Below are 15587 nucleotides of genomic sequence, written 5' to 3' on the forward strand. Positions count from 1 at the left end.
AGAACCCATGTCCATCGTAGAACTGCAACACGTCCGCAAGGCCTACGACACCAAGATCGCCGTAGCAGACCTCAGCTTCACCATCGAGCCTGGCAGCATGTTCGGCCTCCTCGGCCCCAACGGCTCCGGCAAGACCTCCTCCATCCGCATGATGATCGGCATCACGGTCCCCGACTCCGGCACCGTCAGCCTCTTCGGCAAGCCCTTCAACCGCGACCTCCTCAAGCGCGTCGGTTATCTCCCCGAGGAGCGCGGCCTCTACAAAAAGATGAAGGTCATGGACCAACTCATCTTCCTCGGCCAGCTCCGCGGTCTCACCGCCGCCACCGCCTCAAAGCGCGCACACGACTGGTGCGACCGCCTCGGAATCACCCCCTCCATCGACAAGAAGACCGAAGAGCTCTCCAAGGGCATGCAGCAGAAGATCCAGTTCATCTCCACGCTCCTCCACGAGCCCGAGCTCATCATCATGGACGAGCCCTTCAGCGGCCTCGATCCCGTCAACGCCGTCCTCCTCATGGACACCCTCGTCGACCTCCGCAAACAAGGCCGCACCATCCTCTTCTCGACCCATCGCATGGATCAGGTCGAAAAGATCTGCGACAACATCTGCCTCATCCACAACAGCCACCTCGTCCTCTCCGGCTCCATGCGCGAGATCAAATCTCGCTACCCCGTCAACCGCGTCCTCATCAACTTCACCGGAGACGACTCCTTCCTCAACCACCCCACCATCCACTCCGCGAAGAACTACGGAGGCCACGCCGAGATCCGCCTCAACGAAGGAGCCGATGCTCAGGCCCTCCTCGCCGACGCCATCCGCACCGGCGCCCGCATCACCCGCTTCGAAGTCATGGAGCCGACACTCGAAGAGATCTTCATCGAGAAGGTCACTGAAGAATCTACCGGCGTCCCGGCTGGAGAAAAAGTTCATGCATAACATCTGGCTCATCGCCAAACGCGAGTACCTCGAACGCATTCGCACCAAAGCTTTCCTTATCGCCACCATCCTCATTCCGCTCTTCATGGGAGCCTTCGTCTTCGGCAGCGGCTATCTCGCCTCTCGCACAAAGTCCTCCGCCCACATCGCCATCGTCTCGCCCGACAAGTCCTTCTCCGCCGACCTCAAGCAGGAGCTCCAAACCGGGAAAAACAGTGGCATGACGATCGAAGTTCTAGCTCCAACCTCCCCATCCAACAGCAACGAAATCCGCGCCAACCTCGACCGCAATCTCCAAAGCAAATCAGGAGACCTCACCGGCTATCTCGTCGTTACGCCTGCCCCACAGCCGAACGCACGTCCCACCTTCACCTACGTTCCGCGCTCAGCCGGTGACATCACCACCGAAGACACACTCTCCACCGCAATTCAAAATGTTCTCACCCGCGAAGGCCTTACCCACCAGGGGATGGGCCCGTCCGACATCGCCGCCCTCATGGCTCCCGTCGCCATCGACACCAGCAAAACAGGCGACAGCCGCGCCGCCTTCGGTGCCGCCTATCTCCTCTTCTTCCTCATGTACATGGTCATCATGCTCTACGGCATGAACACCGCGCGCTCCATCATTGAAGAAAAGACCAGCCGCGTCTTTGAGGTCATGCTCTCCACCATCAAGCCCGACGAGATGCTTGCCGGCAAGATTCTCGGCGTCGGTGCAGTCGGTATCACTCAGGTGGGTGTATGGATGCTGGCCGCCGCAGCCCTAGGCTCAACCTCGCTCGCAACGGGCGTTATCGGCAGCGGCCACGCTCTCATCAGTGCCACACAGATCTTCTTCTTCGTCGCCTACTTCATCTTTGGCTTCCTGGTCTACTCCAGCATCGCCGCCGCTCTAGGGGCCATGACGAACTCCGAGCAGGAACTCCAGCAGCTCAACATGTTCCTCGTCATCCCGCTCGCCTTCTGCTTTCTCATGATCTTCGTCATCGTGCGCGCACCCAACTCCACCCTCGCGCAGATCGTCTCCCTCATCCCCTTCTGCAGCCCCCTGCTGATGAACTTCCGCATCTCCCTCACCACGGTCCCACCCTGGCAGATCGGTCTCTCGTTCGTGCTCATGAGCCTCACCATCCTCGCCATCCTCTGGGTTGCGAGCCGGATCTACCGCGTCGGCATTCTCATGTACGGTAAGAAGCCCAACCTCCCCGAGATCCTCCGCTGGCTCAAATACAGCTAGCTGCTCAGCTATCGGCTGGACAGAACAAACTGATTTCCATCGGCGTCAGCAAAGATCGCCGACGTTCCCCAATCTTCCTTTCGAGGAGCCTGCACAAAGGCCACACCGCGCGACTCCAGGCTCTTGGCGGTTGCGAAGACATCATCGCACCAGAAGCTGATGGACTGGAACGTTCCGACGCGGTCTTCATGTCCCTCTGGGGTAAATAACGCAATACCGGTCTCCGTTCCAGGGAAGGCAAGCTCAATCCATCGCTGCCCTGGACCCATCTCCTGGTCCGTCGAAATCTTGCATCCCACCTTCTCTGTCCAGAACCGTAACGCCTCATCCTGATTGCGAACTGGAACTCCAACAAATTTAATGCCTCGAATCATCGCCGTTCTCCTTGTCCTGCAGACTAAAGCGACGTGAAGTGTCAGTGCAATTGCCTCCGTAAAACTATAGTATTGGCTGGTACAGCCATGACCGAGATCGATCCTTACATCATCGACGTCCTGATGCGCGACCTCGTCGGACACGATCGCCGCCCTGCCAGTTTCCTGGTCTATCTCTGGCTCGCAGCCGAAGCCGAACAGCGAGGATCCGAGGTGCAGATCGGGTATCGAGAGTTGGCCGAAAACATCGGCATCAGCAAAAGTGCGGCACAGAGCGCAGTTCGCTGGCTGATCAAGCGCCGTCTTCTCTCCGCAAAAAAATCCAACGCAACGGCTCTACCCAGTTACAAGACACTCTCTCCGTGGAAGGGGCGAGCGCAACGCTGATCCGCTATCCCGAACGATCGCAGCTACCAGGCCCCCTGTTTCCCACCCACCCACCACACCATCCCCACGGTTAGCGTAGGCTGATCCGGCGACAGCACTACAGGCTTATTCGTCAAAAAGAACGGAACGTTGCTCCAGTCTCTTCGATACTCCACACGCGTCAGGAAACCCTCGCCAAATTTGTACTCATAGGTCCCGGTGAACTCCTTCAAAGCCTGCGTGGTCCCGGTGAAAAGCCCTCCGCGATCCGATAGATACTCGAAGCGGCCGCCTAGCGCCGTCTTCGGCGTCAGCTGATACCGCGCGTAGGCCGCCCCGCCATCAACGTGCGAAGGCGCTGAAGATTCGCCAGGTGCCGCACTGGCCCACTCCCGCGAGATCAAATAATCACCCTCAAGCGAAAACGCCAGCTTCGGGGTCGCATTCCAGGTCACGTAGCTGTCGAAGATATGCTGCTTGCCATCCGGTGCAGGGGTAATCGCCTGAAGGCACAGCCCAGGCTGCACCGGAGCAGTGCAGTTCGTAGCCGGGGCAGCATCGGGATGGTCCTGCCCCAGGTAGTAGTTGAAGTTCCAAAGGACGCTCTTTGCGGGCTGCGCCGTAAATCCAAACAGCTCGTCCTTGAACGAGTTCGTAGGCTCCGACTGATCGGTCCCATTCACCAGCCAGTAGTTCACCGCCAGCTTATCGTTCACCTTGTAACTCGCTCGAACGCCCGCATGGTAGAACGGCAGATAATCGAAGAAGAACGACCGCGAATAGTTCACCTGGTCCTTCGTATAGTTGCCTTCGATCCCTAGCGAGCTCGCCCACTTGCCGACGTCCACGGTCAGGCCTTTACCAAGGGGCACGACGTACGTTCCATAAACCTGAAAGATATTCCTGTAGATATCCGGCCGTGGCTCATTCTGCGGGTTACCCTGCAACGTCTCCGTCGCCTGCCCAAACTGCAGATCCAGTCGAACCCCATACCGCCTGCCCGCCGCCACATCCGGATCGAGCGCAAGCACCACATCAGCCTGGTTGATGCTGAACGCGTTGCTGAGCACATCGTAAGCTCGCAGATACTGCACACGCCCAATCGGGTGATTGAAGTCGTAGTCGTAGTAACCGTCAAAGGTGTAGTTCAGCGTAGCGCCGCCGGGCAGTTGTGTCGGAAGGACCGATGCCAAAGGCGAAGTCGGTGTTGAAGCGGTCTGCGGATTCACTGCTGCAGACGACGGAACAGACGCGACGCTGCTGCTCGACACACCTTCCACGCTGCTCCGAACATCCGCAGCTGGGCCAACCAGCACCGCCGGCCGCAGCGTAGCCATCTCCGTCGTCGCAACTGGCCGCTCCTTGTGCAGCTCTGCCTCCAGCGCGCTTACCCGCAGTGCAAGATCGCGCACCGTCTGCCTCAGCTCCTGAACGTCGGCATTCGTGGGCGCAGTCGCCACTGTCTGCGCGGCGGCTTCAAACCGGGAGAACACAACAAGAAAAAAAGAGAAAAGGAGTAGTCGATTGAAGCAACGCATAGGCACGCCTCTCGCAAACGCATTAAGCAAATCACGTTCGCAGTAAATTCATCGTAAAGGGCATAACTTCTTCTTCATTCTTTTTCTGGAGACCATGTCCTGCCGGACGGGCCCCCTGCGCGTGGGGCGGTCACTTCGTGACGGGTATCCCGCTTTGCTCGGCGCTCCCGCTGGTCGCGGGTCAGGATCTCGTGCCGACCGACGGGAGGACCAGGCGAAGCTCTAAAAAGGCGTGCGAGCGCCCGCGCTCCGCGCAGGAGGCCCGTCCGGCAGGACAAGATGTCTGCCATCGCGCTTCATAGGTAAACTGAACGAAGTGTCCTCCACCTACACCCTCAAGCAACGCCTCGCCCTCGCCCTCGCCCCCCGCCTCGCGAGTGCGGTCATCCGCGTCCTCGGCATGACCCTTCGTTTTGAAGACGTCCGCGACCCCGGCGCACCCCTTGGCTTCGACGCGCCGCCCCCAGCCGTCTACGCCTTCTGGCACCGCTGCCTGCTCACCAGCGCCTGGCACTTCCGCAACCACGACATCGCCATCCTCATCAGCCCCAGCTTCGACGGCGAACTGATCGCCCGCACCGTAGAGCGCCTCGGCTACATGGCCGTACGAGGCTCCAGCTCGCGGTCAGGCTCCCTCGGCCTGCGCAACATGCACCGCGCCTACCTGGACGGACACTACTGTGCCATCACAGCCGACGGCCCCCGTGGCCCCGCCATGGTCGCTAAACCCGGCGTCACCCAGCTGGCCCAATTGGTAGATAGCCCCGTCGGAACCTTCTACGTCCTCCCCGAGCGAGCCTGGAAATTGCGCTCCTGGGATCGCTTCCTGATCCCCAAGCCCTTCTCAAGAGTCTTCATAGGCTGGCCCCTCCTGACGACCGCCAACGAGGAAGCCGTTCAGGCCTCCCTTGATCGCGCCGTCGAATTGGCCGAATCCAGAATCAGCAATCCTCAAAAAAAAAGTTGAAAAGGTTGGCGTATTTTTCGTCGTCAAAATCCACCACGCAAAACACCACATCGTCACCACGTTCCACCACACAACTCACCACGATTTCACCACTAAAATTGACATAGATTGCTCGTATCCGACTTCAATTTCGACCTCCCAGAAGAGCTGATAGCCCAGTCCCCACCGGCGATTCGTGGCTCCAGCCGCATGCTGGTCCTCGACCGCGCCACCGGCCTGTACCACGACAATTTTTTTCGCAACATCCCCCAAATCCTCGAACCCGGCGACCTCCTTATCCTCAATGACAGCCGTGTCTTACCGGCCCGACTCTACGCCACCCGCGCCCGCAGCCACCAAACCCAGCAAAGTTCTCCCAATCCAACCGGCCGTATCGAAGTCCTTCTAACCCAGCAACTTGCCGTGAACGATTGGACCGCACTCGTCCGCCCCAGCCGCAAAATTCAACCCGGCGAACGCCTCCTCTTCCACGCCCCCAACGAAGCAAACCCCTTACTGGAAGCCGAAATTCTCTCTGCCTCCGAATTCGGCGAACGCACCCTCCGCTTCTCTCCCGCCCCAGACTTCAGCGCCATCCTCAACAAAATAGGCCACATGCCGCTTCCTCCCTACATCCACCGCGAGGACAGCGATGCCGATCGCGACCGCTACCAGACCGTCTTTTCGCAAGAATCCGGCAGCGCCGCCGCCCCGACCGCAGGCCTTCACTTCACCCCCGAGATCCTGGCCCAGCTCAAGCAAAACGGCATCCAGATTGAGACCATCACCCTCCACGTGGGGCTCGGCACCTTCCAGCCAGTAAGAGCGGAAAAGCTTAGTGACATCCGCCTCCACGCAGAACATTACACGCTTCCTCCCGCAACCGCTGAAGCCATCAACGCCGCGCTCAATGATGGCCGCAGGATCATTGCAGCCGGCACCACCACAACCCGAACGCTGGAACACTGCGCCCAAACGTCTGGGGGAGATCGTCTTACGCCCCACACCGGCCAAACCAGCATCTTCATTCAACCTGGCCATAGGTTCATGATCGTGAAGGGTCTCCTCACAAACTTCCATCTTCCACAATCCACGTTGCTTATGCTAGTCAGCGCCTTCGCAGGAAGTCAGACCGGAAAAGAATTAGTACTGTCTGCCTATGCACACGCCATTCGGGAAAAATACCGATTCTTCAGTTATGGTGACTGCATGCTTCTTCTCTAGAAACGGAGTTCCGTGGTTACGGCATCTCCGTGTTTGAAGTCCTACCACTCGCGCACGCGCTACCATCTAACAAGCCATGTCGAACTCAGCAAATCGAGAAAAATCAGCCACTTCGTCCGAAAACAAACCTCCTGTTTACCTACTTGATAGCATGGCGTTCATCTTTCGCGCATACCACGCAATGCAGCGCCAGCGTCCAATGTCCACGAGGACTGGCATCCCTACTGCGGCGACCTATGTGTTCGTCAACATGATCAACAAGCTTCGCAAAGACTTTTCCCCTCACTACCTCGCAGCGATCTACGACCTCTCTGGCCCGGTCTTCCGCGATGAGCGTGCTCGCGAAATGAAGTCGGTCAAGAAGTTCAACATTAAGACTCAGCAGTTCGAAGAGATTGATTATCTCGGCTACAAAGCCAACCGAACTGAGATGCCGGCCGACCTTACACAACAGCTCCCCTTCATTCGCCGCGCCCTTGAGGCCTTTCGCATTCCGATTCTTAGTTACGAGGGATTCGAAGCGGACGACGTAATCGGAACGCTGTCTTGTAAGCTCTCAGCTCTTGGCCACAAGGTCTACGTTGTATCTTCCGACAAGGATATGATGCAGCTCGTCAACGAAGATGTGTTCATTCTCAATCCAACGAAAGACAACCTGATTCTTGACAGTGCCGGAGTAGAAACTGCGCTCGGAGTCCCACCCGAACTTGTGGTTGACGTGATGGCCCTCCGCGGCGATTCCATCGATAACATTCCCGGTGCTCCAGGCATAGGCGATAAGGGATCCGTCGAGCTCATTCAGCAGTTCGGTACGGTCGAGGCCGCGCTCGACCGCGCCGATGAGGTAAAACGTAAAACGTATCGCGAATCGTTGCAAAACAATCGCGACAATATTCTCCTTTCAAAAGAACTCGTCACGATCCACACCGGCGTGCCTATCGACTTCGAGCTAGACGATATGCTTACCCAGCCCTCCGATAATGCTGCGTGTCGTGAACTCTTCTCGGAGCTCGAATTTACAACTTTGCTGAAGGAACTTGCTCCTTCTACCGCCAACACTCCGATCACATACAATCTGATACCGACATCAGCGCAAATAAGTGAATTGCTGGCAGACGCCCGCTCGGCCGGTCTTTCCGGAGAGATTAAGGGATTAACATTAGCTGTCTTTGAAGACGCCCGTGCTCTCGCGGAAGAGGTCTGCGCGGACGTATCCACGGAAGAAGACGCTGAGCCCGAGCCATCGCCATCCAAGTCCATGTCCCTCTTCGCAACCCAAGAACCGGAACCACTGGACCAGCGAAGGCCAGCTCCCTCGACCGTCCTTCAGATTGGCCTAACCACGTCTGCTGCCTCTGCGACGGTCGTATCCCTTCAGGCGCCCGGCCTAAGAGAGGCGCTTGAAGACGCAACACTTCCCAAGCACGTTCATGATCTCAAGGCCGTTCTCCGTGCGCTCGAGCCTCATCAGATCACATTGGCTGGAGTCCGCGACGATGTCATGCTCTACAGCTATCTCATCAACCCGACGCATGGCTCTCACATTCTTCCTGACGTGACAGCCCGCTTCACCGACCGCGCCCTCCCCCATGCTTCGAAGACGCCTAGTGATGCCGAGATTTCCAATCTCCTGCCTGAAGCCGCCAACGCTGTCCATCGCCTCTCCGGCATCCTTCGTAGCCAGATCGAATCCGCTCACCTCACACATATTTACGAGACGATGGATCTCCCGCTGGTTCCTGTTCTCTTGCGGATGGAGCAGGCTGGTGTTCGGATCGACTCCGCTGTTCTGGGTGAGATGTCCACTCGACTCGCCGTTGATATGGATAATCTCGCCGATCGAATCTATGCAGATTCGGGCCATCGGTTCAACATCAACTCGCCTAAACAACTCGGCGATATTCTCTTCAACAAGATGCTCCTTCCCAAGCCGATGAAGTATGGCAAAGGCAAAGTCGTTTCTACGGCTCAGGATGTGCTTGAGGAGCTTGCTGAACATCATGCCGTTCCAGCACTGGTGCTCGAGTACCGCCAGCTCGCGAAGCTGAAATCCACCTATATCGACTCCCTTCCGCAACTTACCGACGCTATGGGCCGTGTTCACACCACCTTCAACCAAGTCGGCACGGCAACCGGTCGCCTTTCCAGCACTAATCCAAATCTGCAAAACATTCCTGTTCGCACTGCACTTGGCCGCGAGATTCGTGCCGCATTTATTCCTGCTCCGGGTAATGTTCTGATGTCGGCGGACTACTCGCAGATCGAACTGCGCCTGATGGCCCATTTCTCGCAGGATCCTTTGTTACTCGATGCCTATCGAACAGGCAAAGACATTCACACGTTGACTGCGAGTGAGGTGTTCGGCGTCGACGCTGCCACCATGGATAAAGAAACCCGTGCCCGCGCCAAGGCTGTTAATTTCGGGATCGTATATGGCATCAGTCCGTTCGGACTCGCTGCGCAGCTGAACATCGATCAAAGAACCGCCAAAACCTATATTGAGACCTATTTTGACCGCTACAAAGGGGTCCAGCGCTTCATTGAGGAGACCCTCGAGACAGTGCGTCGCGATCAGGCCGTAAAAACGCATTTTGGTCGCATCCGGCCAATCCCGGATATTCAATCCCGCAATCCCAATATGCGCGGTTTCGCGGAGCGGACTGCGATCAATACTCCTTTACAAGGTACTGCTGCCGACCTCATCAAACTGGCTATGCTTAGAATCGACCAACTTATCCGTGATCGTAGACTGAAATCGCAGATGACTCTGCAGGTCCACGATGAGCTGCTGTTTGACGTAGTGCCGGACGAGGTTGAAGAGCTTCAGGAACTTGTGAAACAAGAGATGGAGCAGGTTGCCGAGTTCTCCATTCCAATAGTCGCTGAGGTGGGCGTCGGTCAAAACTGGCGCGACATGAAATAATAGTCTCCTCCATTTTCGACACGCTGACGAATCGTTCTACGGGTGATTATGGTCTCCGCTTCTAAAGAGAGTGGATACTCGATAGCGGATCAGGTTGCGTGGCGATTTGGCTGACGCGCGCGTGCCAGATGTCGAGCAGGGTGGAGGCGATGGTGAAGATGACGGGGCCGAGGATGATGCCGAGGGGACCGAAAACTGCGATGCCTCCGAGAATGGTGATGAGGATGATGGCGGTGTGGGCGCGCAGGTGGCCGCCGATGAGGATGGGGTAGAGGATGTTGTCGATGGTGCTGACGATGAGTCCGCCCCAGATGGCGAGGAGCGCGGCCTTTCCCCAATGGCCGTTGAGACCGAGATATATGGCGATGGGGCCCCATACGAGGAAGGCACCGAAGGCTGGGATCATGGCGAAGGCGGTGAGCGTGATGGACCAGAGGATGACGCCGGGGACGCCGAGGGTCCAGAAGGCGAGGCCGGCGAGGACTCCCTGAACAAGGGCTATGGCGAGCCTTCCGAGGAAGGTGGCGTAGATGGTGTCGTCGATGCGTTCGAGGAGTTCGTTGGTCTCGTCTTCGCGCAGCGGGATGATGGAGCGGAGCGCCGCGAGGGCCAGATGGCGGTCGCGAAAGAGGAAGAATAGGAGGAAGAGCATAACGACCATCTCGGTGATGAGATGGACGGAGTTGCCGAGGATCATTGCGGCTTTGCTGCCTACGTAGGCGGCGGTGGTGCGGGCGGCGTTGTTGATGTCAATGGAGGCGGAGAAGGCTTCGATGCGATTGGCGAGGGCGGGGTGGTTGCCGATGTAGTCGGTAATCGTGTTCTGCGCGTTGGGATTGCGGAGGGAGACGATGGCCTTGAGTGCTTGCTCGCCGAGTTCCTGCGCCAAGAAGAAGCCGGGAACGATGACGGCGAGGATTACGAGAATGAGGGCTACAGTGGCGCAGGTGGTGCGGTGGAGGATGCGGGTGGAGAGCCAGTTATACGGGATCTCGGTGACGACCGCTAGTACGATGGCACCGACGATAGCAGAGAAGAAGGGCTGGAGGATCAAGGCGCAGAGGATGAGGATGGCGAGGGTGAGAAGGTAGAGGGTGATCTGTCTCCAGGGCGGGAGTTCTCGGTCGTCTCGGCCTTCTTGCATGAGGTAAACGCTCCGGTGGTTGGGTTAGATGCGAATGTATCTGGTATTGGCTGAGATTAGAATACGTGGTCGATTGAGGAATCGATTAATGTCCGAGGAGGTTCGCTGATGGCGCATCTTGAACCCTGGCTTGCAGTTGGGGTGTTGTTGTCCACCGCTGCTACGGATGCTGTATACGTGATGTTCAACGCGGCGGTCTCTTCGCAACGGCGCGTGCCGGCGGCTACGTGGAGCAGCATCTGGTATCTGCTGTCGGCGTTTGCCGTGATCAGTTATACGAAGAACTGGGTTTATGTCTGCTTTGCGGCGGTGGGGTCGTGGATTGGGGCTTATGTATCGATGACGGTTTTGCGGCGCGCGAAGGGGCCGCGGGGGCCGGAGGCGGCTTCGTCGTGAGTGGAAGGGTAGATGCAGATCCCCTTCGAGGATGACAACAAGAAAGGCAACGGCAAAGACGCTTCAACTAGCTACGGGTCAGCGTTTTTTGAGGGCTTCGAGTTCGTCGAGGGTGCGGGGCCAGTCTTTGCCGAGGAGGCGGGAGAGGCTGCGGTCGGCGAGGACTTTGCCTCCTGTCTGACACTGGGCGCAGTAGTTGGTCTCGTTGTCGGCGTAGCGGATGCGCTGTATGGGCTGACCGCAGGTGGGGCAGGGTTGGCCGAAGCGTCCGTGTACGGTCATATCTTTGCGGAAGGCTGTGACCTTTTCAGGAAAGGCTTGTGCGGCTTCTCCGTTGAGGCGGTCGATCCAGAGCTGCATAGTGTCGCGAGTTGCGTTGTAGAGGCGCTTCCACCGCTCGGGGGTGAGCTTATGGGTTTGGAGGATGGGGGAGAGCTGGGCGGCGTGGAGGATCTCGTCGGAGTAGGCGTTGCCGATGCCGGAGAGGATGCGCGGGTCGGTGAGGGCTCGCTTGAGGGTGCGGTTCTCTGCGGTAAGGGCGGTGCGGAAGGCTTCGAGGCTGGCAGTGAAGATGTCGATTCCGCCGGGGTCGATCACCTGCGCGGCGGCTTCGTTTGTGAAGAGGTGCAGTGAGGCGCGACGCTTGGAGCCTGCTTCGGTGAGGACGAGGGAGCCGTTGGGGAAGTCGAAGGCGGCGAGGTTGTTGCGGCCTCCGAGTTTTGCGCCGAGGGGACGCCAGTGGAGGCGGCCAGCGATCATGAGGTGCAGGACTAGCCAGATACCGTTGTCGAATTCGAAGGCGATGCGTTTGCCGATGCGGTGCACGGCGCGAACTGTCTGGCCTTCGATCTCTTCGATGGTGGGTCGGACCGTCCGCAGGAGGAATGGACTGGCTATGCGGAGGCGCGTTAAGGGCTCGCCCAGGATACGTGGCTCGAGTGCGGTGAGGTAGGCCGTGATGTCGGGTAGCTCTGGCATGGTTGGAGGGGTTGTTAGATGGTTTTTTCTATGAAGGATTCGGGCCGTTGGGCGTACTCAGCCCAGGATCCGTCGTAGAGGCTTACGTCTTTTGCGCCGGCAAGTTCGAGGCCGAGAGCGATGACGGCAGCGGTTACTCCAGAGCCGCAGGTGGTGGTGATGGGCTGGTGCAGGTCTATCTTTTTTGCGGCGAAGAGTTGCTGAAGTTTGTCTGCGGGTTTGAGGCGGCCGTCTTCTACGAGTTCGGTGAAGGGGACGCTGATGGCTCCGGGCATGTGGCCGGAGCTTAGACCGGGACGTGGCTCGGGTGCGGTGCCGTTGAAGCGGCCTGCGGAGCGGGCGTCCAGGATTTGTTGGCGGGCGGTGATCTTTTCTTTGAGTTGGGTGAGGTCTTTTACGGCTTCATGGTGGCGGTTCGCGCGGAAGGTGGATTGTACGCGGAGGACGGGGCCAGATTCTGTTGGCAGGTTGGCTTCGGTCCAGGCGCGGAGGCCGCCGTCGAGGAGGTAGACCTTTTGTGCGCCGAGGGTGCGGAGCATCCACCAGGCTCGTGGGGCGGAGAAGACGCCTTCTTGTTCGTAGACGACGATGGTCGCGTTATCGGCGACACCGAGGGTGGACATGCTGCGGGAGAAGGCTTCGGCTGTGGGCAGCATGTGGGGGAGCGGGGTGGAGTGGTCGGAGAGCTCTTCGATGTCGAAGAAGATGGCGCCCGGGATGTGGTTGGCAAGATAGCGGGCGTGGGTGTCGATGGCTGGCGTTACGCCTACGTTAGGGAGGGTGGCGTCGAGGATGATGGTGTTGGGGTTTTCGAGGCGGGCGGCCAGCCATGCTGGGGTGACTAGGGGGTCCATGTGACTAGATTACTGCGTGCGTGGCTGAGAGAGGCTGGAGGGGGAGTGCGGTCGTCCTTTGGACAATGTACCCATCTGGAGAATCGAGATATGGGCACCTGGCTAATGCTGTCGACGAGGATTAGGCATAAGATTCTCCGTCAAAGGAGAAACTCATGGTGCGTCGACTCTTCCTGTCACGATTTGCGCAATTGGCGGCTCTGCCTCTTGCTTTGGGTGGTGGTTCTCTTAGGGGACAAGCTTCGCATAAGACGCTGAAGATCATGATGAAGAGCGCGTGGGGTTCCGACGATCCCACCAAAGCGGCGTTTCCCTTTCTGCATGGGCTGGCGCTTGCGGAGGCTGGACACGAGGTGCAGTTTTTCCTGCTAGGGGAGGCAGTTGGATTGATGCGAAGGACGCTTGCCAACGCCGTTACGCCAGTCGGATGGCCGCCAGTGGGTGAGACGCTGGATAAGCTTGCTGCGAAGCATATTCCGATCTACGCTTGCGGGACGTGCTCCCGTGCAAGAGGAGTGACTGAGGCGGATCTGAATAACTATGGGGCGAAGTTTGGTAACCCAACGATCTTTGTGTCGCTGGTTGAGTGGGCGGATCGGGTGATCACGGAGTAGTGTGTCGGAGTTGGAATGCGGTCGTCCTTGGTCGGATGCCCACATCTCAGAATCGAGATGTGGGCATCTGACACTGTGGGGCACTAGAGCCTAGAGTTCCATGGCGAATTGGTGGGTGGGGTCGTAGGGAGTGGGTTTGGGTTCGGTGGAGAGGTCAAGGATGAGGCGCTCGAGGACGAGGAGTTTGTTGGCGGGGGAGCTGCGGAGTTCGAGGTCGGCGCGGGCGACGAGGCGGATGGCGCGGGTGAGTTCGCGGCGGGATTTGTAGCGGCGGGCTTGCTTGATGAGGTCTTCGGCGGCGAAGGGGGGCATGCGAAAGCCCTGCCATAAGACTTGCCAGATGGCGCGGGGGTCGACGTTTTTTTCGGAGATGATGAGCATCTGGCGGAAGGTGCGGGCGAGCATATAGAGGTGGCCGATGGCGGCGTCTTCGCCACCGTCGGAGGCGTTGAGGAGGCCGTGGAGGAGGAGGAGGGCGCGGGGGCGGTCCTTGGCGGAGATGGCGTCGGTGAGCTCGTAGAGGGAGCGCTGCTTGGCGGCGAGGACCATGGTTTCGACGTCGCCGAGGGTGACGCGGTTTTTGGTGATCTGCGTCGCTTCCTGGGAGATGGGGTGCCCTTCGGACGAGATGCGGGGGGCCCTCCACTGCGCGCTGCGCGCTTCGGTCGGGATGACGCTTTCCAGTGGCTGGGCGGCGGGGGCGGAGACGTAGAGGAGGAGCTTTTCGAACTCGCTGGCGATGAGCATCATGTCGGCGCCGAGGGAGTCGACTAGCTCGCGGGCGGCGTCGGGGTCGAACTTTATGTTGCGGGATTCGGCGGTGGTGGTGACCCACTTGATGGCGTCGTTTTCGTCTACGCGGGCTAGTTCTACGAAGCCGCACCAGTCGCCGAGGGTCTCGCGGATCTTCTCGAAGCGCTCCTTGTCCTGGTAGTCCATCTTGCGGAGGTCGGTGGGAATGCGGAGGTGGTCGGCTACGAAGAGGATGAGGGCTGAGGGGTTGGGCGAGCGGAAATAGGTGTCGATGGCGGCGAACTCTTCTTTTTTGCTGCCGCGGCTGTAGAGGGTTTTGAGGTTGCGGACGAAGAGGACCTGGAAGGGCGCCATGAGGGAGGGGGTCTGGGCGCGGTCGAGAATTTCGAAGATGCTGGTTTCGGCGAGGTCGAGATCGTGGAGGCAGAAGTCGCGGGTGTCTTCGGGGGCGAGGGTGGCGAGGACGGCTTTGCGGCAGCGGTCGTAGAGGAAGACCTCGTCGCCGAGGAGGACGTAGGCGGGACGGAGGGTAGCTGGGGAGGCGATCTCTGCGATGAATCGGTCGACGGAGGCGAAGGACTTGAGAGAGGCCATTAGAACGACTCCAGCATATCGCTTACTACGGCCTGGGCGAAGTCTTTTGCGACGCGGTTGACGGCGTGGTTATCTTCCTGGATGAAGCCAGAGAGGTCCTGGGTGGATTGGTACTGCTCGCGGTAGACGAAGGCGTCGTTGCGGTATAGGGTGTGGCCGTCGTGGGCGGTGAGGAGGACTTTGGCGGTGATGGTGATGAGGTAGCTGGAGGATTGGCCGGTGGCGCCGTCGTAGGTGAGGGGGGCGACGGTCTGGGTGAGGATGGTGCCGTGGAGGGTGGCGTCGGCGGAGTCTGAGTCGGAGGTGAGGATGTGGTATTTGGTGCGGGTGTTGAGCTCGCGGATGGTGGCCTGGGTAAAGGCCATCTCGGTGTGGAAGGCCTGGGCGTTGGTGGCGAAGACGGGGACGGAGAGGGTGCGGACGCTGGCGGGGATGTTGGTCGCGGAGCCGGCCTGGTGGTAGCCGCAGCCGGTGAGCGTGAGGAGGAGGATAGGAGTGAAGAGTCGCATGCGTCTGTTTCTATTGTCGCATTGGCGGATGGACGGGGGTTTTCTGAGAGAAAAAAGTGGTGTGGTGGGAAAAGCCTGTTTTTATTGGGGGTTTTTGAAAAAAGCGGCGTTTGGACGTGGTGTTTTGGTGGTGAGAACGTGGTGGATTGCGTGGTAAACGTGGTGTTGGGGATGGTGAGTTTTGAGGGGTAAAAAAT

General features: G+C 58.8%; 15 protein-coding genes. 8 read left to right on the plus strand and 7 right to left on the minus strand.

Going from position 1 to position 15587, the window contains the following annotated elements:
- The first annotated feature begins 7 nt into the window (after positions 1 to 7).
- Positions 8 to 940, plus strand: a complete 933-nt coding sequence (locus HDF12_RS07390; protein WP_179581891.1) for an ABC transporter ATP-binding protein — start codon at positions 8 to 10, stop codon at positions 938 to 940.
- On the plus strand, positions 933 to 2177 hold the full coding sequence (locus tag HDF12_RS07395; protein WP_179581892.1) for an ABC transporter permease: 1245 nt from the start codon (positions 933 to 935) through the stop codon (positions 2175 to 2177). The genes HDF12_RS07390 and HDF12_RS07395 overlap by 8 nt, the downstream gene beginning before the upstream one ends.
- Before the next feature lie 8 nt (positions 2178 to 2185).
- On the opposite strand, the gene HDF12_RS07400 is transcribed toward HDF12_RS07395, so the two are convergent.
- The gene (locus tag HDF12_RS07400) at positions 2186 to 2551 is read right to left on the minus strand and encodes a VOC family protein (protein ID WP_179581893.1); all 366 of its coding nucleotides are present in this window, start codon (positions 2549 to 2551) and stop codon (positions 2186 to 2188) included.
- A gap of 87 nt (positions 2552 to 2638) precedes the next feature.
- Here HDF12_RS07400 and HDF12_RS07405 point away from each other — a divergent pair, with 87 nt between their 5' ends.
- Positions 2639 to 2938, plus strand: coding sequence for a helix-turn-helix domain-containing protein (locus HDF12_RS07405; RefSeq protein ID WP_179583456.1), 300 nt, complete (start codon positions 2639 to 2641; stop codon positions 2936 to 2938).
- 23 nt (positions 2939 to 2961) lie between these two features.
- On the opposite strand, the gene HDF12_RS07410 is transcribed toward HDF12_RS07405, so the two are convergent.
- Positions 2962 to 4377 carry an outer membrane beta-barrel protein gene (locus HDF12_RS07410; RefSeq protein WP_179581894.1) on the minus strand — a complete coding sequence of 472 codons (1416 nt, stop codon included), beginning with the start codon at positions 4375 to 4377 and terminating at the stop codon, positions 2962 to 2964.
- A 394-nt stretch (positions 4378 to 4771) separates the two neighbouring features.
- On the opposite strand from HDF12_RS07410, the gene HDF12_RS07415 reads away from it, so the two are divergent.
- The 3 genes from HDF12_RS07415 to polA all read left to right on the plus strand — a co-directional run bounded on the left by HDF12_RS07415 (position 4772) and on the right by polA (position 9548).
- Positions 4772 to 5422 (plus strand): lysophospholipid acyltransferase family protein, encoded by a 651-nt coding sequence (locus HDF12_RS07415; protein ID WP_373563860.1) that lies wholly within the window; start codon positions 4772 to 4774, stop codon positions 5420 to 5422.
- A gap of 108 nt (positions 5423 to 5530) precedes the next feature.
- Positions 5531 to 6625 (plus strand): tRNA preQ1(34) S-adenosylmethionine ribosyltransferase-isomerase QueA, encoded by a 1095-nt coding sequence (gene queA / locus HDF12_RS07420; RefSeq protein WP_179581895.1) that lies wholly within the window; start codon positions 5531 to 5533, stop codon positions 6623 to 6625.
- A gap of 76 nt (positions 6626 to 6701) precedes the next feature.
- A complete protein-coding gene (polA, locus tag HDF12_RS07425; RefSeq protein ID WP_179581896.1) occupies positions 6702 to 9548 on the plus strand; it encodes a DNA polymerase I in 2847 nt (948 codons plus the stop codon).
- A 61-nt stretch (positions 9549 to 9609) separates the two neighbouring features.
- Here polA and HDF12_RS07430 read toward each other — a convergent pair whose 3' ends face one another.
- Positions 9610 to 10692 (minus strand): AI-2E family transporter, encoded by a 1083-nt coding sequence (locus HDF12_RS07430; protein ID WP_179581897.1) that lies wholly within the window; start codon positions 10690 to 10692, stop codon positions 9610 to 9612.
- Positions 10693 to 10800: 108 nt separating this feature from the next.
- Between HDF12_RS07430 and HDF12_RS07435 the strand changes: the two genes are divergently transcribed.
- A complete protein-coding gene (locus tag HDF12_RS07435; RefSeq protein ID WP_179581898.1) occupies positions 10801 to 11088 on the plus strand; it encodes a hypothetical protein in 288 nt (95 codons plus the stop codon).
- 78 nt (positions 11089 to 11166) lie between these two features.
- Here the strand turns inward: HDF12_RS07435 and HDF12_RS07440 are convergent, their stop codons facing one another.
- Positions 11167 to 12066, minus strand: coding sequence for an Fpg/Nei family DNA glycosylase (locus HDF12_RS07440; protein WP_179581899.1), 900 nt, complete (start codon positions 12064 to 12066; stop codon positions 11167 to 11169).
- Between the two features lie 14 nt (positions 12067 to 12080).
- Complete coding sequence (sseA, locus tag HDF12_RS07445; RefSeq protein WP_179581900.1) at positions 12081 to 12920, minus strand: 3-mercaptopyruvate sulfurtransferase; 840 nt, start codon at positions 12918 to 12920, stop codon at positions 12081 to 12083.
- Positions 12921 to 13075: 155 nt separating this feature from the next.
- Here sseA and HDF12_RS07450 point away from each other — a divergent pair, with 155 nt between their 5' ends.
- Positions 13076 to 13534: a DsrE family protein gene (locus tag HDF12_RS07450; RefSeq protein WP_179581901.1), complete on the plus strand. Its 459-nt coding sequence runs from the start codon at positions 13076 to 13078 to the stop codon at positions 13532 to 13534.
- A gap of 90 nt (positions 13535 to 13624) precedes the next feature.
- Here the strand turns inward: HDF12_RS07450 and holA are convergent, their stop codons facing one another.
- Both holA and lptE read right to left on the minus strand, forming a co-directional pair.
- On the minus strand, positions 13625 to 14881 hold the full coding sequence (holA, locus tag HDF12_RS07455; protein WP_179581902.1) for a DNA polymerase III subunit delta: 1257 nt from the start codon (positions 14879 to 14881) through the stop codon (positions 13625 to 13627).
- A complete protein-coding gene (gene lptE, locus HDF12_RS07460; RefSeq protein WP_179581903.1) occupies positions 14881 to 15390 on the minus strand; it encodes an LPS assembly lipoprotein LptE in 510 nt (169 codons plus the stop codon). Before lptE ends, holA begins: the two co-directional genes overlap by 1 nt.
- Positions 15391 to 15587: the final 197 nt, after the last annotated feature.

The organism is Tunturiibacter gelidiferens (genome assembly GCF_013410115.1).
Classification (GTDB): Bacteria; Acidobacteriota; Terriglobia; order Terriglobales; family Acidobacteriaceae; genus Edaphobacter; species Edaphobacter gelidiferens.